This is a genomic window from Klebsiella variicola (assembly GCF_000828055.2).
Taxonomy (GTDB): Bacteria; Pseudomonadota; Gammaproteobacteria; order Enterobacterales; family Enterobacteriaceae; genus Klebsiella; species Klebsiella variicola.
This window is the reverse complement of the sequence record NZ_CP010523.2, coordinates 2,041,581-2,062,617: the sequence shown is the minus strand read 5'-3', so window position 1 is coordinate 2,062,617 and position 21,037 is coordinate 2,041,581. Positions and strand designations below refer to the sequence as shown.

Annotated in this window: 20 protein-coding genes; 12 read left to right on the top strand and 8 right to left on the bottom strand. The window is 60.6% G+C overall.

Features of this window, described 5'->3' with window-relative positions; all coding sequences use genetic code 11:
* Nucleotides 1–61: 61 nt before the first annotated feature.
* Nucleotides 62–208, top strand: a complete 147-nt coding sequence (locus tag SP68_RS28240) for a hypothetical protein (protein ID WP_004225356.1) — start codon at nt 62–64, stop codon at nt 206–208.
* Between the two features lie 51 nt (nt 209–259).
* Here SP68_RS28240 and pflB read toward each other — a convergent pair whose 3' ends face one another.
* From pflB to tdcA, 5 genes are all read right to left on the bottom strand, one after another.
* Nucleotides 260–2,554: a formate C-acetyltransferase gene (gene pflB, locus SP68_RS09655; RefSeq protein WP_012541300.1), complete on the bottom strand. Its 2,295-nt coding sequence runs from the start codon at nt 2,552–2,554 to the stop codon at nt 260–262.
* Nucleotides 2,555–2,582: 28 nt separating this feature from the next.
* Complete coding sequence (tdcD, locus tag SP68_RS09650) at nt 2,583–3,791, bottom strand: propionate kinase (protein ID WP_022065993.1); 1,209 nt, start codon at nt 3,789–3,791, stop codon at nt 2,583–2,585.
* A gap of 27 nt (nt 3,792–3,818) precedes the next feature.
* Entirely contained in the window at nt 3,819–5,150 is a 1,332-nt protein-coding gene (gene tdcC / locus SP68_RS09645; protein WP_004200322.1) for a threonine/serine transporter TdcC, read from the bottom strand.
* Between the two features lie 25 nt (nt 5,151–5,175).
* The gene (gene tdcB / locus SP68_RS09640) at nt 5,176–6,165 is read right to left on the bottom strand and encodes a bifunctional threonine ammonia-lyase/L-serine ammonia-lyase TdcB (protein WP_002910762.1); all 990 of its coding nucleotides are present in this window, start codon (nt 6,163–6,165) and stop codon (nt 5,176–5,178) included.
* A 93-nt stretch (nt 6,166–6,258) separates the two neighbouring features.
* Nucleotides 6,259–7,197: a transcriptional regulator TdcA gene (gene tdcA / locus SP68_RS09635; protein WP_008804334.1), complete on the bottom strand. Its 939-nt coding sequence runs from the start codon at nt 7,195–7,197 to the stop codon at nt 6,259–6,261.
* A gap of 179 nt (nt 7,198–7,376) precedes the next feature.
* On the opposite strand from tdcA, the gene SP68_RS28235 reads away from it, so the two are divergent.
* From SP68_RS28235 to SP68_RS09610, 6 genes are all read left to right on the top strand, one after another.
* A complete protein-coding gene (locus SP68_RS28235; RefSeq protein WP_162494490.1) occupies nt 7,377–7,517 on the top strand; it encodes a hypothetical protein in 141 nt (46 codons plus the stop codon).
* Between the two features lie 437 nt (nt 7,518–7,954).
* Nucleotides 7,955–9,043: an ATP-binding cassette domain-containing protein gene (locus SP68_RS09630; RefSeq protein WP_016161358.1), complete on the top strand. Its 1,089-nt coding sequence runs from the start codon at nt 7,955–7,957 to the stop codon at nt 9,041–9,043.
* A complete protein-coding gene (locus SP68_RS09625) occupies nt 9,036–9,665 on the top strand; it encodes an ABC transporter permease (protein ID WP_012967792.1) in 630 nt (209 codons plus the stop codon). Before SP68_RS09630 ends, SP68_RS09625 begins: the two co-directional genes overlap by 8 nt.
* Nucleotides 9,665–10,333, top strand: a complete 669-nt coding sequence (locus SP68_RS09620) for an ABC transporter permease (RefSeq protein WP_004203269.1) — start codon at nt 9,665–9,667, stop codon at nt 10,331–10,333. The genes SP68_RS09625 and SP68_RS09620 overlap by 1 nt, the downstream gene beginning before the upstream one ends.
* A gap of 60 nt (nt 10,334–10,393) precedes the next feature.
* The gene (locus SP68_RS09615; RefSeq protein ID WP_012541295.1) at nt 10,394–11,293 is read left to right on the top strand and encodes an ABC transporter substrate-binding protein; all 900 of its coding nucleotides are present in this window, start codon (nt 10,394–10,396) and stop codon (nt 11,291–11,293) included.
* The gene (locus SP68_RS09610) at nt 11,271–12,668 is read left to right on the top strand and encodes an NtaA/DmoA family FMN-dependent monooxygenase (RefSeq protein WP_308300755.1); all 1,398 of its coding nucleotides are present in this window, start codon (nt 11,271–11,273) and stop codon (nt 12,666–12,668) included. The genes SP68_RS09615 and SP68_RS09610 overlap by 23 nt, the downstream gene beginning before the upstream one ends.
* Before the next feature lie 47 nt (nt 12,669–12,715).
* Here SP68_RS09610 and SP68_RS09605 read toward each other — a convergent pair whose 3' ends face one another.
* The 3 genes from SP68_RS09605 to SP68_RS09595 all read right to left on the bottom strand — a co-directional run bounded on the left by SP68_RS09605 (nt 12,716) and on the right by SP68_RS09595 (nt 15,778).
* Nucleotides 12,716–13,516: a phosphate/phosphite/phosphonate ABC transporter substrate-binding protein gene (locus SP68_RS09605; RefSeq protein ID WP_040968651.1), complete on the bottom strand. Its 801-nt coding sequence runs from the start codon at nt 13,514–13,516 to the stop codon at nt 12,716–12,718.
* Complete coding sequence (locus SP68_RS09600) at nt 13,509–14,495, bottom strand: fatty acid desaturase (protein ID WP_008804327.1); 987 nt, start codon at nt 14,493–14,495, stop codon at nt 13,509–13,511. Before SP68_RS09600 ends, SP68_RS09605 begins: the two co-directional genes overlap by 8 nt.
* Nucleotides 14,496–14,569: 74 nt before the next feature.
* Complete coding sequence (locus SP68_RS09595; RefSeq protein WP_008804326.1) at nt 14,570–15,778, bottom strand: ROK family transcriptional regulator; 1,209 nt, start codon at nt 15,776–15,778, stop codon at nt 14,570–14,572.
* 214 nt (nt 15,779–15,992) lie between these two features.
* Between SP68_RS09595 and SP68_RS09590 the strand changes: the two genes are divergently transcribed.
* Genes SP68_RS09590 through SP68_RS09570 form a run of 5 tightly spaced genes read left to right on the top strand, consistent with a single transcriptional unit; the run spans nt 15,993 to nt 21,021 of the window.
* Nucleotides 15,993–17,237, top strand: coding sequence for an extracellular solute-binding protein (locus tag SP68_RS09590; RefSeq protein WP_012541291.1), 1,245 nt, complete (start codon nt 15,993–15,995; stop codon nt 17,235–17,237).
* A 9-nt stretch (nt 17,238–17,246) separates the two neighbouring features.
* Entirely contained in the window at nt 17,247–18,155 is a 909-nt protein-coding gene (locus tag SP68_RS09585) for a carbohydrate ABC transporter permease (protein WP_012541290.1), read from the top strand.
* Nucleotides 18,145–18,984 carry a carbohydrate ABC transporter permease gene (locus SP68_RS09580; protein ID WP_008804323.1) on the top strand — a complete coding sequence of 280 codons (840 nt, stop codon included), beginning with the start codon at nt 18,145–18,147 and terminating at the stop codon, nt 18,982–18,984. Before SP68_RS09585 ends, SP68_RS09580 begins: the two co-directional genes overlap by 11 nt.
* A 2-nt stretch (nt 18,985–18,986) precedes the next feature.
* Nucleotides 18,987–19,949 (top strand): carbohydrate kinase family protein, encoded by a 963-nt coding sequence (locus SP68_RS09575; RefSeq protein WP_040968652.1) that lies wholly within the window; start codon nt 18,987–18,989, stop codon nt 19,947–19,949.
* Nucleotides 19,936–21,021: an ABC transporter ATP-binding protein gene (locus SP68_RS09570; RefSeq protein ID WP_008804321.1), complete on the top strand. Its 1,086-nt coding sequence runs from the start codon at nt 19,936–19,938 to the stop codon at nt 21,019–21,021. The genes SP68_RS09575 and SP68_RS09570 overlap by 14 nt, the downstream gene beginning before the upstream one ends.
* Nucleotides 21,022–21,037 lie beyond the last annotated feature (16 nt).

Here is a 21,037-nt window from a genome sequence, read left to right as displayed (position 1 = left end):
CGCGACGGCAACCCGTGCCGCATCCGGCAAGGGCGCATTCCCTTTCAGGTCAGGAGATCGGTTGCCATCACGTGGCGAGCCGGACAACGCGGTATCCGTACCGGCCCGTGAGCTAAACATAGATGCAGTTAGCGGTCGCTGCGCGCCAGCGTGGTGCAAAAATGCGAATATGATCAACAGTGGTGATTATTTTGTTGCGGTAATGTGAAGATGATAACAGGAGAGCCCGTTAAAGGCTCTCCTGTGGCCTGGCGGCCGCTCAGAGTTGACTGGTGAACGTTCGGGAGATCACATCCTGCTGCTGCTCGCGGGTCAGCGCGTTAAAGCGGACCGCATAGCCGGAGACGCGGATCGTCAGATTCGGATACTGCTCCGGGTGTTCTATCGCATCGAGCAGCTTTTCCCGGTTCAGCACATTGACGTTAAGATGCTGTCCCCCCTCCACCGTCTCCTCGTGGTGGAAGTAGCCGTCCAGCAGCCCCACCAGGTTGTTTTCCTGCGCCGACGGGGCTTTGCCGAGAGCCGCCGGCACGATGGAGAAGGTATACGAGATGCCATCTTTGGCGTAGGTAAACGGCAGTTTCGCCACCGAAGTCAGCGACGCCACCGCCCCTTTGCGGTCGCGGCCATGCATCGGATTGGCCCCCGGGGCGAACGGCGTCCCCGCCCGACGTCCGTCCGGCGTGTTGCCGGTTTTCTGCCCGTACACCACGTTGGAGGTGATGGTCAGGATCGACTGGGTCGGCACCGCCTGACGCCAGGTGGGGAGCGCCTGAATTTTGCGCATAAAGCGCTCCACCAGGTCGCAGGCGATGGCATCGACCCGATCGTCGTTGTTGCCGTACTGCGGATAGTCGCCTTCAATGACAAAGTCCACCGCCAGCCCGTGGTGATCGCGCACCGGCTTCACCCGGGCGTACTTTATCGCCGACAGCGAATCCGCCGCCACCGACAGGCCGGCGATGCCGCAGGCCATCGTGCGGTAAACGTCGCGGTCGTGCAGCGCCATCAGCGCCGCCTCGTAGCTGTACTTATCATGCATACAATGGATGATGTTCAGCGCGCTGATGTACTGCACCGCCAGCCAGTCCATAAAGTGGTCGAGGCTCGCCATCACGGTGTCATAGTCCAGCACCTCATCACGCAGAGGGTCGGTTTTCGGCCCCACCTGGATCTTCAGTTTCTCATCCACCCCGCCGTTAATCGCGTAGAGCAGCGTTTTGGCGAGATTGGCGCGGGCGCCGAAGAACTGCATCTGCTTGCCGATCACCATCGGGCTGACGCAGCAGGCGATGGCGTAGTCGTCGCTGTGAAAATCGCTGCGCATCAGATCGTCGTTCTCATACTGCAGCGACGAGGTGGCGATAGAGACCCGGGCGGCATATTTTTTAAACGCCACCGGCAGCGCCTGCGACCAGAGCACGGTCAGGTTCGGCTCCGGCGCCGGCCCCATGGTGTGCAGGGTATGCAGGTAACGGAAGGTGGTTTTACTGACCAGGGTGCGGCCATCCAGCCCCATACCGCCCAGCACCTCCGTCGCCCAGATGGGATCCCCGGAGAACAGCGTGTCAAATTCCGGGGTGCGCAGGAAACGCACCATGCGGATCTTCATGATGAAGTGGTCAATGAGCTCCTGGGCCTGCTGTTCATTGAGCCGACCCGCCCGCAGATCGCGTTCGATATAGATGTCGAGGAAGGTGGCCGTGCGCCCCAGCGACATGGCGCCGCCGTTCTGCGACTTCACCGCCGCCAGGTAGGCGAAGTACAGCCACTGCACCGCCTCCCGGGCAGTGCGCGCCGGGTGGGCGATATCGCAGCCGTAGCGGGCCGCCATCTCCTGCATCTGCTGCAGCGCGCGCCGCTGTTCGGCCAGCTCTTCGCGCAGGCGCAGGGTGGCCTCCAGCGCCTCGCCGCGCTCAAGGGCTGGCTGCAGGTCGGCAAACTGCAGCTCACGTTCGCGAACCAGATAGCGGATGCCGTACAGCGCGACGCGGCGGTAATCGCCGATGATCCGTCCGCGGCCATAGCCGTCCGGCAGCCCGGTCAGCACCCCCGACTTGCGACAGCGCAGCATATCCGGGGAATAGACGTCAAATACCCCCTGATTGTGGGTCTTGCGCAGCGCCGTAAACTGATACTCAAAGGCGGGATCCATTTCGCGGCCATAGGCCTCGAAGGCGCTTTTGATCATATTGATGCCGCCAAAAGGATGCAGGGCGCGCTTCAGCGGCTGGTCCGTTTGCAGGCCGACGATCTTTTCCAGCGGCTGGTTGATATAGCCCGCCGCGTGGGCGGTGATGGAGGTGGCGACATTGGTGTCGAAATCCACCGGCGCATGGGTGGCGTTCTCGACGCGGATCCCGGCCATCACCTGCTCCCAGAGGGCGGTGGTCGCTGGCGTCGCGTCGGCGAGGAAAGACTCATCGCCCTCGTAAGGGGTGTAGTTATGCTGAATAAAGTCGCGGACGTCGATCTGCGTTTGCCACGCCGTACCGCGAAAGCCCTGCCAGGCCTCGGCGTATCGTACATCCTGGGTATCGATATCTACTTTCATGAACATCGTCTCTCTACAGAATAAAAAGTCAGGCCAGCGCCGCCGCCGTGTGGATCCGACCTAAGCGGATCGCATCGAGGGCAATCATGCGCTCTTCATTGGTAGGAATAACCGCGCAGCGCACCCGGCTGACGTCGGCGGAGATCAGGCGCTCGCCGGCCGAATTCGGCTGCTGGTTGCGGGCGACGTCCATCTCAAGGCCAAAGACCGCCAGCCGCTCGCTCACCAGCCGACGGATCAGCACCGAGTTCTCGCCAATCCCGCCGGTGAAAATAATGCCGTCGAGACGCTGCAGCGCGGCGGCGTGACCGGCAATATGACGGGCGATGCGATGGACAAAGGTTTTAATCGCCAGGCGGGCGCGGGCATGACCCTCATGCCACGCCTGCTCCAGCACCCGCAGGTCGGAGGAAAGGCCGGAGATCCCCAGCAGGCCGGAGGCGGTGTTGGCCACCCGCTCCAGGTCGCTGAGGGTCTGCCGGGTTTCCCCGGCAATCCACGCCATGGCGCCGAAGTCGACATCGCCGCTGCGGGTGCCCATCATCAGCCCCTCCAGCGGCGTCATTCCCATCGAGGTGTCCACGCTGCGGCCGTTGCGCACCGCGCAGATCGAGGCGCCATTGCCCAGGTGGGCGATCACCAGGCCGCTCTCCTGCTCCGGCAACCCGAGCAGCGCCAGGGCGCGCCGGGACACATAGCGGTGCGAGGTACCGTGGAAACCGTAGCGGCGTACCCCGAGGTTCTGGTAATACTCCCACGGCAGACCATAGAGAAAGGCTTCCGGGGCCAGGGTCTGGTGAAAGCTGGTATCAAAGACCGCCACCTGCATCACTTGCGGGAACAGCCGCTGCGCCGAGGCGATGCCGCTGAGACTGGCGTAGTTATGCAGCGGGGCCAGGGATGATACCTGGCGAATGTTATTGATAACCTCCTCGCTAATAATGACCGACTCGGTGAAGAGGTCGCCGCCGTGGGCAACGCGGTGGCCAATCAGGGCCACGCTGTCGATAAGGTCGCGTTGGGCTAATGCTCCGGCAATCGCCTGCAGGGCGCCTTCATAGCCGCGCTGCGCCAGCGCCACCGGCTCGCCGCCGTTGAGCGAGAGAAACGCCCGTTCCGCGTTGATGCCCTCGGCCACGCCGTTCAGCAGGCAGTCGCAGCTGGCGGCGTCCAGGACGGAAAATTTGATCGACGACGAGCCGCAGTTGATCACCAGTACTACCGGAAATTCAGTCATGTTGTACTCCGCGTGGCCTGAGCCGGATTAGAACAGTTTGTAAACGATGTTGAGGATGGTCAGCAGACCAATGGCGGTCACAAAGAGGTTATCGAGACGTCCACGGTATTTGGCCAGCGAAGGCGCTTTACGAATGGCGTACATCGGCAGCAGGCACAGCAGCGAGGCGATAATCGGCGCGCCCATGGCCTCAATCAGGTCGAGGATATTGGGGTTGGCATACGCCACCACCCAGGTCGAGCCCATGATGAACACCATGCTCAGGGTATTGAGCTTGCCGCTGGAGACCCGGGTTTTATCCCCTTTATAGCCGAAGCGCAGGATCAGACCGTTCAGCCCCTCGAGGGTGCCGAGATAGTGGCCGAAGAACGATTTGAAGATGGCCACCAGGGCGATGATCGACGCGCCATACTCCAGCAGGGTGGCAAACGTGGATTTGGTGCCCGACATCGAGGCAAAGTGGTTCGCCAGATAGGAGAGCACCGGGATATTTTGCGCCTTGGCGTCCGCCATGTTCTGCGGCGAGAGGGTAAACAGGCAGCTGAAGGCGAAGAACATCACCACCGCCACCATCAGCATGCTGGCCCGGGAGATGATCTGTGAGCATTTGCGTTCGGTATACTCCCGGCCAAACTGCGCTTCATACTCTTCGCGTTTGGAGACCACAAATGAGGAGACGATCGGCGAGAAGTTAAAGGAGAACACCATGATGGAGATGCCCAGCCATACCGTCACCAGAATGCCGTCGTGACCGGTTAAGGCGATATCGCTGAGGTTGACCTGGTCAATCACCGCGCTATTCCAGTAAGGGATCAGGGACAGGGAGATCACCACCAGGCTGGCGATAAACGGCCACACCAGATAGCTCATCACCTTGACCATCAGGTCTTTACCAAACCAGATGACAAACGCCATCAGCAGCAGCAGGAGCAGCGCCACCACCCCGCGGTTGAGGGCCGGCATCTGCAGCTGGTTCTCCCAGAAGGTCATAAAGGTATTGGTGATCGTGACGCCATAAATCCACAGCAGCGGGCAAATGGCGAAGAAGTACAGAAAGGTGATCACCACCCCGCCGGTTTTGCCAAAATGCTCTTCCACCGTTTCGGTGATATTGCCGGAGGGGTTAGCCCCCGACAGGCATAGCCGGGCCAGCGCCCGATGGCAATAAAAGGCGATGGGATAGGCCAGCACCAGCATCACCAGGATCGGGATCAGCCCGCCGAAGCCAGCGCGAATAGGGAAAAACAGCACCCCGGCGCCGATAGCGGTGCCAAACAGGCCCAGGGTCCAGGTGGTGTCAGATTTACGCCAGGACGAAAGGCTTGTCTGGCTGGATGCAATGCTCTCAGTCGTACTCATATCCTGTCCTCACTTATGTATTGAATTAAGCGTCAACAAAACCCGTAATTTGCGATACCCGCGAGAGATCGATATTGCCCCCGGAAATCAGGCTGACCGTTTTGCGGTTCTGGATATAGCTGTCTAGTTTGCCGCTTAATAACGCGGCGCAGGCCAACGCCCCGGCCCCTTCGGTGATCACTTTATTGCGCTGAATTAAGGCGACCATGCTCTGGCGAATGTCGTCCTCACTGACCAGGACGATGTCATCCACCAGCTGGCGGGCGATTTCATAAGTCAGTTTCCCTGGCCGGGCGACATCGCAACCATCGGCTAAGGTGCCGGCGTGGCGATGGCTGGTGATCTCCCCGGCATACCAGGAGGCGGCCATCCCGTGAACATTTTCTGACTGCACGCCAATAATGCGGATCGTCGGGTTAATGGATTTAATCGCAATCGCGATGCCGGCAATTAATCCCCCGCCGCCAATCGGCACGATGACATTATCCACGTCATACAGATCTTCTAATATTTCGAGACCAATCGTTCCCTGCCCGGCAATAACCTGCGGGTCGTCATAGGGGGGAATAAAAATACGGCCCTCAAGTTCAACAATATCGCTGGCTTTGGCGAGGGTATCGTTAAAGTTATCGCCATGCAGGACTACCTCTGCCGAATAATCGCAGGTGGCGGCGACTTTCGATTTCGGCGCCCCTTTCGGCATCACCACTTTCCCGTCAATGCCGAGCATGGCGCAGGAGAGCGAGACCCCCTGCGCATGGTTGCCCGCCGAACAGGCCACCACCCCTTTGCGTTTTTCCGCCGCGGTTAAACCGCAGAGCTTATTAAACGCGCCGCGAATTTTAAATGAGCCCGTGCGCTGCATATTTTCGAATTTAAGGAATATTTCCCCCTGGCAGCGTTCGCTAAAATAATTCGAGCGGGGCATGCCCGTTTTATATATTTTTCCCGCCAGGCGTTGCTTCGCCTCGAGAATATCGTCAATGGATACCGGAAGATCGTAGGTAATATGCATGATGGCCTCTGTATCTTAATATAAAGTCAATGACCGGGCGTCATCCTGCTGATAACAGCGAGGACGTGTGTTGGGTTATTTAATCAATATCAGTCAGGCAATTTCGATTGGCTGCCAGTGGCGGTTTCCCTGCCCCGAAGAGTACTGTTTCGCCATCTCCACCAGCGACGCCGCCGCGGTTTTAAGCCGGTAATTCTTCGACCATACCGCCGCATAGCGCGCCACCGGCAAGGCCTCTTTAATGGGGATGGTGACAAACTGGCTCGAGCCGAACGGCGTGGTCATGTCGCAGGGGATCACCGTCAGAAAATCGGCATTGAGTACCAGGTTATAGATCGTCACCACCGAATCGGTATTGACGATATTTTCGCGGCGGATGCCGCTGCGCTGCAGGGTGGCCAGCAGTTCGCTGTAATAGCCCATATTGGTCTCCGGCAGCACCCACTGCTCATGCTGGAGCGAGGCCAGACGGACGGTGCCGTTGCCGATCCGCGCCCGGTTCGCCACCAGCACAAACTCAGACTCAAACAGCGGCTCGACGTGCAGGTCCTGCAGTTTCATCTCATCGCTCAGCGTCCCGATGGCGAAGTCGAGACGCCCGTCGCGGATCGCCGGTAAAAAAGCGGAGAGCTGCGCTTCATACATTGAGACCCGCGCCTTCGGGAAGGTCATTTTAAACTGATGCACCATCTCCGACATAAAGGTAAACCCGACCAGCGAAGGGAAACCAAAGGAGACATCCACCACCGCGCTGTTGGTCAGAGCATTCATTTCATTGACCATATTTTTCATTTCACGGGTGATCGCTTCTGACCAGTTGAGAAATACCTGCCCGGCCTCGGTGAGCGAGACGCCGGTATTTCGCCGGACGATTAATTCGCTGCCAAAATAACTTTCCATGTCACCAATGATTTTACTGACCGCCGGCTGAGTGAGTCCTAACGCTTTTGCTCCGGCCCCGATTGACCCACTGCGGATCACTTCCTGGAAAACCACCAGATGCTGTGTTTTAGGCAGAGAAAAAGTATTCATCGCGTCTCACTTTCATTCCTTTGTTGACGGCGGAAAGTGTAACAAATCGCGATCACCGGGTTATGTGAGAGCTCTCACAAAGGCTCCGCCGCGGAGGATAAGCAGGAGCCACGAGTCAGAATAAGTAAATTAAAATCAACAAATTACAAGCATCATAAACGCTATTTGCGCGCCTTTTACTGTGGTCGAATGCGGGGATAAAAATAATTGATGGCGATAACATCGACAGCGAAATGGCGATAAAAAATACGCCTTTTGTACGTTATTCGACCCGCGCTATCAGGGTGAGAAGAAAGCCGAAAATTAAATTAATGCTGTAAACAATAAAAAGCAGACGTAATAAACGCCGTTATTTAACGACAAGCCGGTCGGGCATCACATTTTATCCCCGGCGGTTGGGCAAAATGCGCGGTCATTATTTACACGATAGAAACATTAAATTCACAATCTTGTTTTTGTTTTGCGGCGGACGGCGCTGCTTTTTCCGCCATATCGCAGGCGGTCATACTTTGATTAAAATCAACCCTGGTAATTTATCTTTTACGGTGGCCGCTTGAGAGTCATTTGTGTTGCCGATCACAAATCCATAAAACAACTTCCCGGCCTCTCTTCCATAGCAACTGATTAACCAGCTTTTCACTATGCAAATGCAAATAACGTATTTGCCCTCCCCGCAGGCGCTCTGTAGTTTGAGCCAGGATCCCGGCGCCACTTTATCCGGGTCAGGACTTTATTATTCAGAGTGTTGAATTCCACCATGATTAAATTAACGCATCTTTGCAAAACCTATCCAGGCAGCGCCCAGCCGGCCATTCGCGACCTCAGTCTGGATATTGATCATGGCGAATTCTGCACCTTCGTCGGCCCGAGCGGCTGCGGAAAAACGACTATCCTGCGCATGATTAACCAGCTGGATATTCCCGACAGCGGCGACGTCTATATTCAGGGCGTCCGCCTCGCTGACGCTGATATTATCCAGATCCGCCGCCAGATCGGCTTCGTGATGCAAAGCGCTGCGCTCTTTCCCCATCGTACCGTGGCGCAAAATATCGCGACCGTGCCGCGGCTGGCGGGCTGGAGCAAAGCACGGATCCGCGCGCGGATTGACGAACTGGTGGCGCTGATGTCGCTCGATAGTCATCTGCTGCACCGCTATCCGCATCAGCTCTCCGGCGGCCAGCAGGGTCGCGTGGCCATCGCCCGAGCCATCGCCGCCGATCCGCCCATTTTACTGATGGATGAGCCTTTCGCCGCCATCGACCCGGTGGTCCGCGAACGCCTCCAGGATGAGCTCTTGCTCCTGCAGCAGCGGCTGCAGAAAACCATTGTATTAGTGACCCACGATATCAATGAAGCGATCCGTCTCGGCGATAAAATCGCCATTTTCCAGGAAGGCGGCGTGCTGGCGCAGTTTGATACACCCGACCGTATTCTGGCCCACCCGGCGAGCGAGTTCGTGCGCCGCTTTATCGGCCCGGAGCCCAATCTGAAGCGGCTGGGCATGATACAGGTCGGCCAGCTGCCGCGTCACGATGTCCCCCTGCTCGACGAAGCGCTGACGCCGATCGCCAGTACCCATCCACCGCTGGCCAGCCCGCTGCGTCTGGTGCTTGACCGCCAGCGACGCCCGCTGCACTGGTTCGATCCGCAGCGGGGCCTCACCCTGCCGGTGGAGCGCCCACTCGCCAGCAGCCACAGCCTGCGTTTTGCCTACAGCGCGCTGCTCGACGTGGCGACCGGCGTGCTGGTGCATGTGGATGACGAAGGCCAATACCAGGGGGCGGTATCCCACACCCTGCTGCAGCAGGTGCTCGACGGCGCGGTGGGGGTGCGATCTCATGATTGACTGGAGCTGGGTTATCGATAACCACGCGATGATCGGCGATCTGCTCTGGCAGCATGCGCGGATGGTCCTGCTGGCCCTGCTGTTCGGCTCCCTGCTCACCGGCGGCCTGTTAGCGGTGACCTTACGCTGGCCCGCGACGGCGCAGCCGCTCATCACCCTGTGCGGTGTGCTCTTTACCATTCCCTCGCTGGCGCTGTTTATTTTATTGCTGCCGTTTACCGGGCTGTCGCTGACCACCTCGCTGATTGGCCTGACGCTGTACTCCCTGCTGATCCTGCTGCGCAACGTGCTGGCCGGCATGGAGAAGCTGCCGCAGGCGGCGCTGGAGTCCGCGCGGGCGCTCGGCTACACCCGCGGGTTCCGCTTCTTCGATATCGAGCTGTGGCTGCTACTGCCCTCTCTGTTTGCCGGGCTGCGCATTGCCTCGGTGACGCTGGTCGGCCTGGTCACCGTCACTGCGCTGATCGGCCAGGGCGGGCTGGGGCAGCTACTGCTGGCGGGTTTTAATCAGGACTTTCTGACGCCGATAGTCGTTAGCCTGGTCCTGAGCCTGCTCCTGTCGCTGGTCTTTGACGGGCTGATTGCCCGTCTCGGCGACTGGCTAGCGCCGTGGACGGAATGATGACCCTGCTTCTTGCTACTTTTCACTGGCTAACCCAGCCGGAGCACTGGCTGGGTGACGAGGGCATCTTGCTGCGCCTGGGCCAACACCTTTATTACGTGCTGGTCAGTATGGCCGTGGCCTGCGCCATTGCCCTGCCGCTCGGCATCGCGCTGGGCTACTGGCGCAAAGGGGCCTTCGTGGTGATTAACCTGTTTAATCTTGGCCGCGCCATTCCTTCGTTAGGGCTGATTTTATTATGCATCATCGTTTTTGGCTTTAACGATATCCCGGTGCTGGCGGCGCTTATTGCGCTCTCGATCCCGCCCATCCTCACTAACACCTGGGTGGGGATTTATCACGCCGATCGCCCGCTGTGCGATGCGGCCATCGCGCTGGGCATGACCCCCTGGCAAAGCCTGTGGCAGGTGCGGATCCCCCTGGCGGCGCCGCTGATCCTCGCCGGTGTGCGCACGGCGCTGGTTCAGCTTATCGCCACGGCGGTGGTCGCGGCCTATGCCGGTCTGGGCGGGCTGGGACGTTTTCTGATCGACGGCCTCGGGCAGCGGGATATCCCGCAGGTGATCGGCGGCTCGCTGGTGGTTTCCCTGCTGGCGATAGGCGGTGAACTGCTTTTCGCCCGCTGCGCCGGCCGCCTGGTTCATCGCCGTATTGCCGCGCCTTATTAGCGTGAAACTGACATGACCCCAGCGCCTGGGGCTGATTAACCTGAAAATAAAAGAGGTATTATGAAGCAATTATTTGGCAAGGCCGTCACCGCCCGTCGATTTCGTCTCTCGCTGCTGGCCGCCGGGCTCTTCAGCCTGAGCGTTAGCACCTTTGCCGCCAGCGTCACGGTGGGCGGGGCCAATTTTACCGAAAGCTCCATTCTCGCCAACATCTACGCCAGCGCGTTAAAGAAAAATCATATCGAGGCCAACACCCGTCTCAACCTTGGCAACCGGGAAATTATTATTCCGGCGCTGCAGAGCGGTGAGATCGATATCGTTCCGGAATATCTTGGCGCCCTGCTCAATTTCTATAACGGCAAGACCGAGGCCACCAGCCAGCAGGCCGTTAGCGCTGAGCTGGCCCAGGCCCTGCCCGCCGATTTCACCCTGTTGAACCCGGCCCCGGCCACCTCGATCACCGCCTGGGCGGTACGTGCCGAGACCGCGGAGAAATACCATCTGCGCACCCTCTCCGACCTGAAGCCCGTCGCCCCGCAGTTGGTGATCGGCGGACCACCGGAGCTGGCGGTACGCGCCCTGGGCCTGCCGGGGCTGAAGCGCGTCTATGGACTTGAGTTCAAAGCGGTGAAATCGCTGGACATGGGCGGGCCGCTGACCCGGCTGGCGCTCAATTCGGGCAAAATCGACGTCGCGACGGTCGTCTCCACCCAGGGCAACCTGGCGAAGGAGAAATGGGTGGTCCTCGAGGATGATAAACATGAACAACCGAGTCAGAACGTGGTGCCGCTGGTGCGCAAAGCCAGTCTGACGCCGGAGATCAGCGCCGTGCTCAATGAGGTTTCCGGCAAGCTGGACAATGCCACGCTGATTGCCCTCAACCAGCAGGTGGATCTCCAGCATAAAGATCCGGCAGCCGTCGCCGAGCAATGGGTTAATGCCAACCTCACCCAACACTGACCGTCACCCCGCCACGGATGGCGTTCAGCCGCGAGTCCACGCTATGTCTACCCGACACATGATCCTGAACCTGTTCTTTTATAACCCGCAGGGGGATTACCGTTTCTCCTGGCGTCACCCTGACGCACCAGAAGCGGAAATATTTACCCTCAACTATTACGCCAGTCTGGCGCGCAAGGCCGAAGCGGCGACCCTCGACGCTATCTTTGTCGCCGACCATATCGCGGTGTGGGATACGGTGCCCAGCGGCCTGACCCACTATGCCAACGCCCGGCTTGAACCCCTGACGCTGCTCTCCGCCCTCGCCGCGGTGACGGAGCATATCGGTCTGATGGCCACCGCGTCGACCTCCTATAACGAACCCTATAACCTGGCGCGCTACTTTGCCTCGCTGGATTTCCTCAGCAATGGCCGGGCCAGCTGGAATGTGGTGACGTCGTGGCTGGAAGAAGAGGCGGCAAACTTCGGTCTGGAGCAGCTTCCCCGCCACGGCACCCGCTACCAGCGGGCCAATGAATTCATCGACGTGGTCACTCGCCTGTGGGATTCCTGGGAAGATGGCGCGGCGATCTTCGATAAAGCGCACGGATTATTCGCCGATGCCGGCAAGGTGCATCACCTCGACTATCAGGGCGAGTACTTTCGCGTGCGCGGCCCGCTCAACGTCCCTCGCCCGCCGCAGGGCCATCCGCTGCTGGTGCAGGCCGGCTCTTCAGAGGCGGGAAAAGCGCTGGCCGCCGCCTGGTCTGATATGCACTTCGTGTTTATTCACTCGATCGCCGAGGGGCTGGCCTATCGCGAAGAGATGAACCAGCGGCTGCGCCAGCACGGGCGCGATCCGGCCCATTTCAAAATTATCGCCGGGGTCCTGCCGGTGGTGGTGAACTCCAGCGAGGAAAAGGCGGCCCGCCAGCAGCTTAACGAGCAGCTGATGAGCGACCAGATGGCTATCGACCTGCTCTCCTCTTATCTTCGGATGGATCTCAGCCCCCTGCCACGGGACCAACCCCTGCCGCCGCTCCCCGATGAAGAGAGCTTTGATGGCATCCGCACGGCGCTGAAGCTTATCCGCCAGTACGATCCACGGCTCACCCTGCTGGAGTTGGGGAAATTGTTATTACAGAGTTCCGATAGCTGGCTGCTGCTGGGCAGCGCCGAGGAGATTGCCGCCACCTTAACGGAGACCTGGCAGGCGGGCGCCGCCGATGGGTTCAACCTGATGTTCCCGCTGCTGCCGGGAGACTTTGACCGCTTTGTTGACCAGGTGGTGCCGATTCTGCAGCGTAACGGCGTCATGCGCGATCGCTACCCGCCCGGCACCCTGCGTGAAAAGCTCGGTCTGCCCGCGGTGGAAAACCGCTTCACCGCGCCGTAGCCCGACGTGGCCCGCCCCGGCACAGACCGCTGGCCGGGGCATTTTACCTATAGCTGGCTGACTCCCAGCGCCGCGGCCTCATCCCGCCACGCCAGCAGCGGCGCATAGGCCTCCCGCGGCATATCGCTATAGCCGCAGATCAGCAAGGCATCGCACAGGGGACGATAGCGCGCATCGCTCACTAACTGCTGGAGCGCCTCGCGCAGGCTATTCAGCGTCGCCGCCGGAGTGGCGCCGGCGGTGATCAGCGGCAGCCCTGGCGCGGCCGGGCTCCAGCCGATCGCCACCAGGCCTGCCAGGACCTGCGGCTGATGGCGCTGCAGCAGCGCGTAGGTCACGCAGTCGATGGCGGCGATATCGGCGTTTTCCTGCTGCAGCTCGCGCAGCGACTGCCGATGGCTGCCGCTGAACACCACCGCCGAAAAAAATCGCCCCTCCCGGGAGAGCGGCGCGACCATTTTACGCAGCACGTTGTAGCCGGACTGCGAGTGCTCGGCATTGCACGCGGCCCGACGGCCAAAAAAGTCCCCCAGCATCCGATGACTATCCGCTTCGCGGACCACCAACAGGCTGCGGTAGCGGCGCCCTTCACAACCGGGCGCGGCGTAGTGGAAACAGCCCACCGTCTGCACCTCCGGCAGCTGGGTCACCAGCGGGTAGCCGCAGGTCTGGCTCAGCAACAGCGTCGGCTGGCGCCAGTGGTCCAGCAGATCCTCGGGGTCAGCCGCCGGAGGATCTCCCGTCACGGTCACGCCGCGTTCGGCCAGCAGCGACTGCACCGCCTGCCACAGGGCCTGGGTCTGTTGACGGTGGATGGCATACATCGGAAAGGTCATGCGTTCAGCCATGTTCTCCTCCCGCTTGCGCCTGCTCGCCAAAGCCCGGATGGGCGTTCACCGCCACCGCCCGGCGGCCAAAATGGCGTCGCCACTCGCCGTACCCACGCACCAGGAACCCCTGATTACGCTGCAGATAAGCCGTCTGGCGATGCAGATACAGCTGACGTAAAGCGTACCAGGGGACCCCTGGCAGGTCATGATGCACCGCATGGTAGTTGAGATTGAGGAACAGCACCCGCCAGGGGAGCCCGGCCTCGTTGATCACCGAGCGGGCCAGCGGGTCATCCGCGGCGCGGTGTTCGAGAAAAGAGCGCACTTTGGTCAGGGCCAGCGCCGGGTAGCTCACCGCCAGCACAAACCACAGTGGGGAAAAACCCTGCGCCGCCATCCAGGTCAGCAGGCCCGTCAGCAGCAACAGATGCAGACTCCACATGGCGATAGCGCGGCGGTCACCCTCGCGGAAAGCCCGCAGCGCGCGGTTCAGGGTGTGAATAATATCCATCAGCGGCGCCAGCAGCAGACGCCCCCAGAAGGTGTTGCGCAGGTGGATAAGACGGCGCTGCCAGGCTGAGAAGCGCTGCCAGCTTTCCGCCGTCACATAGTACGATTCGGGGTCGTCCTCGGGGTGCGTCAGCAGATGGTTGCGATGGTGCGCCAGGTGGCTGTCGCGGTAGATGCCATAGGGATACCAGACCGCCAGCGGCAGCGTCCCCAACAGCTGGTTAAACCATGCCAGCCGGGTGGGATGCCCATGGATAAGCTCGTGCTGTAAGGACATATACCAGGTGGTAAACCAGATCAGCAGCAGCGTGGCCGGCATCAAACCCAGCGTCTGCCAGCCCGCCACGCAGGCAAACCAGCCGCCGTAAACCGTCACAATCAGCAGCCATGTCGGCAGCTCGCTGCGCCACAGCCAGCTGCGCGCCAGCTGGCGGATCAGGATGCGCTGTTGATCATCCACATAGACAGCCGTCTTCTTTTCCGTCACTTCCGATACCTTGCCGTGTTGCCTCATTCCCTCCGAAGATGTGAGATAACACGTTAAATAACAAAGTATTTAATTTACTTAGCTTTGCCAAAAAGCGCGTTTGTATTCACCGCTTTCATCAACACCTGAAACTGCGGATTAAATTCATCAAAGATTGGCAGCGCAGCGGCGCCCAGCGCGGCAGTATCGGTGCCGGTCATCCCCATTTTGACACGCTGCGCCGGCAGGTAACGCCCGCGCACAGACTGATACAGCGGCGGCAGCCGCGCCAGCACTTTCTCCAGCAAGGGGGCGGGCATCATACCGCCCACCACCACCGTCTCGGCATCGAAGACGCACTCCAGCAAATTGATCGCCTGACGCAACGGCGCCAGGATGCTGGTGATCCACTGGTCGAAAAGCGCAGCGTCCACCGACAGCAGATCTTCCGGCAGCGCGCGATAGGGGTCGAGGCCGCAAAACTCATAGGCCGCCTGCAGCGAAACATAGCGCTCAAGGCATCCCTCATTCCCGCAATAGCAAGGGCGACCGTTCGGCGCGACCACAATATGCCCGACCTCACCGGCGTTATGGGCATGGCCGGTATACACATGACCATCGGTAAAAATACCGGCGCCCAGACCGGTGCCAATATAGAGATAGACAAAAGAGTTGAGCTGCCGCGCCACGCCGTGAAAGCGTTCGCCAATGGCGGCCACCGTGGCGTCGTTTTCGAGAGTCACTGGCAGGCCGCTGAGTCGCCCGAGCTCCGCCGCTACATCGACCCCTTCCCAGCCGTTGAGCGTCGTGGGTCCCGTCGACGAGATCCCTTCCACGCCAAAGGGCCCCGGCATCACGACCCCCATCCCCAGCACCCGCGACCAGTCCAGCGTCGGCAGCGCACGGATCTCATTCAGCACCTCAGCGAGGCGGGCAAAGGTCGCACCAGGCTGGGGCTTTTGCACCAGAATGAGTCGGCGAAAATGGACCTCGCCGGCCAGATCCACCAGCACCACAATCAGCGTCTGATGATCAAGATGGATGCCAATTGACCAGGCGCTGGCGGGATTGAGGCTCACCGGCACCGCTGGCTGTCCACGGCCGCTGGCGCGCCGCGGTTGGTGGCTGGTCAGGAGATCCATCTGCTCCAGCTCCGCCACAATATTCGACACGGTCTGCGGGGTCAGCGCGGTCAGCCGCGCCAGCTCGGCGCGGGTCAGCTCGCCATGTAAACGCACCGCCTCAATGATCACCCGGCGGTTATGCACCCGGGCATGTTCAAGGTTTGTACCTGATGTTTTCATCGTTTCCCTTCCAGGCTGGACTGGTGAAATTTTAGCCGGCATCACAGATCTGACAACGACCCGCGCAGGCGGGTCTTCGCGATGGCATACCCTTTGCTACGCTTAGTGCTGGGGCCCCTCGGGAGATGTCGCCGATATTGTCGCCCTGATTAAATCAATCAAATTGATTTAATAAATCATAACCCCTTTCAGTACAGCACAGCGGAGAGCAAAGATGAAATACCACAGCGCACTACGGGTCAACGCCTGTCTGCTGGCGATGCTCGTTATCAGCGGGAGCGTCAGCGCAGCGACCCAGATTAATGCCCTGTTCATGACCCAGGCGGCCTATAGCGAAAACGACATTCGCGCGATGACCAGTGACTTCGAAAAGCAACACCCTGACGTGAAGGTCAATCTCGAATTCGTCCCCTATGAAGCGCTGCACGACAAGATCGTCGCCGCCCGCGGCGCAGGGGGTAACGGCTACGACGTGGTGCTGTTCGACGCGATCTGGCCGGCGGAGTTTAGCCGCTACGATCTGCTGCAGGATGTCTCCTCACGGATTGCCGCCGACGAGCGCGAAAAGATTTTCCCCGGGGCGATGAATACCGTGGTGTATCAAGGCAAAACCCTCGGCATGCCGTGGATCCTCGACACCAAATATCTGTACTACAACAAAGCCATGCTGGACAAAGCGGGGATCAAAACGCCGCCTGCCAGCTGGCAGCAGGTAATGGACGACGCCAAAGTGCTTAAGGACAAAGGGATTGTTAAATATCCTCTGGTCTGGAGCTGGTCGCAAGCGGAAGCGCTGGTCTGCGATTACACCACCCTCGTCTCCGGCTTCGGCGGGAGCTTCTACCAGAACGGCAAGCTCGATTTTTCGACGCCCGCCTCGCTGAAAGCGGTCACGCTGATGAAAACCTCGCTCGATCAGGGGCTGAGCAACCCGGCATCACGTGAATATCTTGAGGAGGATGTGCGTAAGGCTTTCTCCAATGGCGACGCCGCCTTTGCGCTCAACTGGACCTATATGTACAACATGGCCAACGATCCGAAACAGAGTAAAGTCGCAGGTGATGTTGGCATTGTCCCCGCCCCAGGCGATACCCCGGATAAACCCGGCGCCGTCAACGGTTCAATGGGCCTGGGCATCGCCAAAGCCAGTCAGCATCCGGAAGAGGCCTGGCAGTATATTCACTATCTGACCTCCCAGCCGGTACAGGACAAGTATGCCAAACTGAGCTTGCCGGTGTGGAAAGCCTCGTACCAGGATCCTGCCGTTGCCAAAGGCCAGGAGAGCCTGATCGCCGCCGCCGACAAGTCGTTGAACGTGATGCTCTCTCGTCCCGAAACGGCAGATTACTCGCGCCTGTCAAACACCCTGCAACAGCAGCTTCAGTCGGTACTGCAGGGTAAAGCCACGCCCGACGTCGCCCTCAAGGCGGTCGACACCAGCGCGGCCCGTCTGCGTTAAGGAGGCATGATGCTGAGTCTGCAACGACGCGAGCATCGTCAGGCATGGGTGCTGTTAGCGCCCATGCTTATCGCGATGTTTATCCTCACCGCATGGCCGCTGGCGCGCACGCTGTGGCTGAGTTTTACCGATACCGCGCTGGCGGGAAGCGGCGAGGCGACCCACTACGTCTGGCTGGATAATTATCTTTATGCCCTGACCGACCCGGACTTTCGTGCGGCCTTCGCGCGAACGCTCTATTTCACCGTGGTCTCGGTGGCGATTGAGGGGGCGATCGGCGTACTGGTGGCGCTGTTGTTGAATCAGCGTTTTGTCGGGCGAAATGTCCTGCGGGTGCTGGTGATCCTGCCGTGGGCGTTGCCAACTATCGTCAACGCCATGATGTGGCGGCTTAACTTTAATCCCGACTACGGCAGCGTTAATGCTCTGCTCAGCCAGCTGGGGCTGATTGACAGCTATCGCAGCTGGCTGGGCTCGCCGGATTCCGCGCTGCACGCGGTGATGCTGGCGGATATCTGGAAAAACTACCCGCTGGTCACCCTGCTGGTGCTGGCCGCCCTGCAGTCTGTTCCCGACGATCTGTACGAGGCGGCGCGGCTCGACGGCGCCTCGGCCTGGCGGCGTTTTCGCGCCATTACCTTTCCGGCCATTGTGGGTCCCCTTGGCGTCGCGCTGGTGCTACGCACCATCGATGCCTTCAAAGTGTTCGACATTATCTATGTTATGACCCGCGGCGGCCCGCTCGACAGTACCAAAACGTTGAGCTTTTTTGTCTATCAGGAGTCCTTCAGCTACCTGCGCGCCGGCAGCGGCGCGGCCTACGCCATGCTGATGAGCCTGATGTGCGCCGTGCTGATAGCCCTGTATCTGTTTTTGCTGCTGCGTCAGCGGCGCCGGAGTGTTGATGATGAAGCGTAAAGGGTACATCGTACTGCGTTACCTGGCGGCGCTGGCGGTGGCGATCTCGATCCTCGCCCCGATGCTGTGGCTGTTTTTGATGAGCGTCAGCACCACCGCGGACCTCACCCGCGTCCCGCTGGAGTGGCTCCCGCGGCAGTGGGACTTCAGCCGCTATGGCCATCTGCTGTCGCTGGCCCCTGGCGAACCCGGGGCGCTGTTTCTTCCCGCGCTGGGCAACAGCCTGCTGGTGGCCGCCGGGGCGACGCTGGTGTCGTTGTTGCTGGCGATCCCCGCCGCCTTCAGCTTTTCGCGTTATCCCGGCCGCGACGGCTGGCTGTACGCCGGCCTCGGCATCTATATGGTGCCGCCCGTGGCCTTTGTGCTGCCGCTCTATTTTATTCTTGAACACTTTGGCCTGCTCAACACCCGCAGCGGGCTGGTGCTGGTCTACTGCTCGCTGATCGTGCCGTTTCTGACGTGGATGGTCAAAAACCAGTTCGATACCCTGCCGCAGGATATCGAACAGGCGGCCCGGCTTGACGGTCTGCGCATCTGGCAGGTCCTGCTGCGTATCACTCTGCCGCTGGCGAAACCGATGCTTGGCGCCGCCGCGCTGTTCGGCTGGCTGCTGGCGTGGGACGAGTTTTTCTATGCGCTACTGTTCACCAGCAACCTCGCCGCCCAAACGCTGCCGGTGACCATCGCCGGCTTCACCGCTGGCCGCGCCACCGATGACGGGCTGGTGGCGGCGGTCGGCATACTGGCCTCAGTCCCTCCGCTGTTGATTGCTATCTGGTTGCAAAAATCGCTGGTCAGCGGCCTCACCAACGGGGGAAGTAAAGGATAACTATGAATAACACCAGGACACCTGTGCTCTATATCGTGGGCAATTACAATATTGATTTAGTGATGGGAACCCTGACCCACTGGCCTGCCCAGGGGACTGAGATGATGCTCGAGCACAGCGCGCTGCGGCCCGGCGGCTCTGCCGGCAACTGCGCGCTGGCCGCCGCCGCCATGCAGCTTCCGCACTGCACGGTCGGCTGTCAGGGCGACGACGCGTTTACTCCGTGGCTGGCGGCACAGTTTCCCGGCGGCAGCGCACGCTGGCCGCAGTATCCCTGTGAAACTTCGCTGACGGTGGCGATCACCCATCCCAACAAAGAGCGCTCCTTCCTCAGCAACCACGGACATATTACCCGCCTGGCCGCCGGGGATGTGTTGAGCCAGCTGCCGGCCGCCGCTGGCGAGGGCGATATCGTGTTGCTCTGCGGTACCTTTCTCTGTACCGGGCTGCTGTCCGACTATCCGCAGCTGCTCGCCACGCTCCGCCAGCGCGGTTTTACCCTTGCCGTCGATACCGGCTGGCCGCCTCAGGGCTGGAGCGACCCGCTGCGTCATGAGGTCGACCGCTGGCTGGGCGACTGCGACTGGCTGTTGCTCAACGACGTTGAAACCCTGCAGCTGGCCGGCCACCCGACCCTCGCCGAAGCCGCCGCAGCCCTGGCGGCACGGCTCAGCGGCCGCGGCGGGTGCGCGGTAAAGCGCGGCGCCGACGGCGCGGACTGCTGGACGAGCGACGGCCATCACCATGCGCCGACCCGGCCAGTCACCGTGATCGATACCATCGGCGCTGGCGACAGCTTTAACGCAGGATTCCTTGCCGCGCTGCTGAGCGGTAAACCTGCGGCAGCCGCGCTGCGCTGGGGAAATACCGTCGCCGCGCAGGCGATCGGCACCTCCCCGCGCCGCTATCCCGACTGGCATACCCTGCAACATCACCTTGAGGAGGCCACCGATGGCCAGTGTTGAACTGATCGATGTCGCCAAGCGCTACGGCAAACAGACGGTGCTCCAGCCGCTGGACCTCACCATCCCCGACGGCAGCTTTACCGTACTGGTGGGCCCTTCCGGCTGCGGCAAGTCGACCCTGCTGCGCCTGCTGGCCGGTCTCGAAACGCTTTCCGGCGGCACCATTCTGATGAACAAGCGGCCGGTCAACGATCTGGATCCGGCCGACCGCGATGTGGCGATGGTCTTTCAGAGCTACGCGCTCTACCCCCACCTGACGGTGGCGGAAAATCTCGCCTTTCATATGCAGGTCAAAAAGGTGGATAAGCAGTTACAGAAAAGCAAAGTGCAGCAGGTCGCCAGCCTGCTGGGGATTGATAAACTGCTGGCTCGCTATCCGCGTGCGCTCTCCGGCGGCCAGCGCCAGCGGGTGGCGATGGGCCGGGCCATGGTCAGAAACCCCCAGGTTTTCCTGTTCGATGAGCCGCTGTCGAACCTTGACGCCCAGCTGCGGATGGAGCTGCGCGCGGAGATCAAATCCCTTCACCAGCGCATCAATACCACCATGATCTATGTCACCCATGACCAGGTGGAGGCGATGACTCTGGCCGATCAGATTGTGGTGATGCGCGACGGGCAGATCGTCCAGCAGGGGGCGCCGCTGGCCATTTACGACCAGCCCTGCAATACCTTCGTCGCCCGCTTTATCGGCTCCCCGCCGATGAATCTCCTGCCCGGCCAGCGCGCCGTGCGCGACGGCCAGCCCGGCGTCGCCTGCGGCGCGCTGTGGTTTCCGCTGGCCGAACGCTGGCATCAGGCCGTGGCGCAGCAGGGCGATGCCCCGCTGATTGTCGGTCTGCGCCCGCAGGATATTCTGCCGGATGCGCATGGCGCGCCGGCAACGGTAAACATCATGGAGGTGACGGGGGAATCCACCCTGCTGCATCTCGACTGGCAGGGTTTTCCGGTGCATGTGCAGGTTGCCGGCAGGGTGGCGGTCGCGGCGCAGCAGACGCTGGGGCTGACTCTCCGCCGCGAAAACCTGCATCTGTTTGATGCCGCCAGCGGCGAGCGGCTGGCGGAGACGCGCTAAGGGCGAAGGGAGCCGG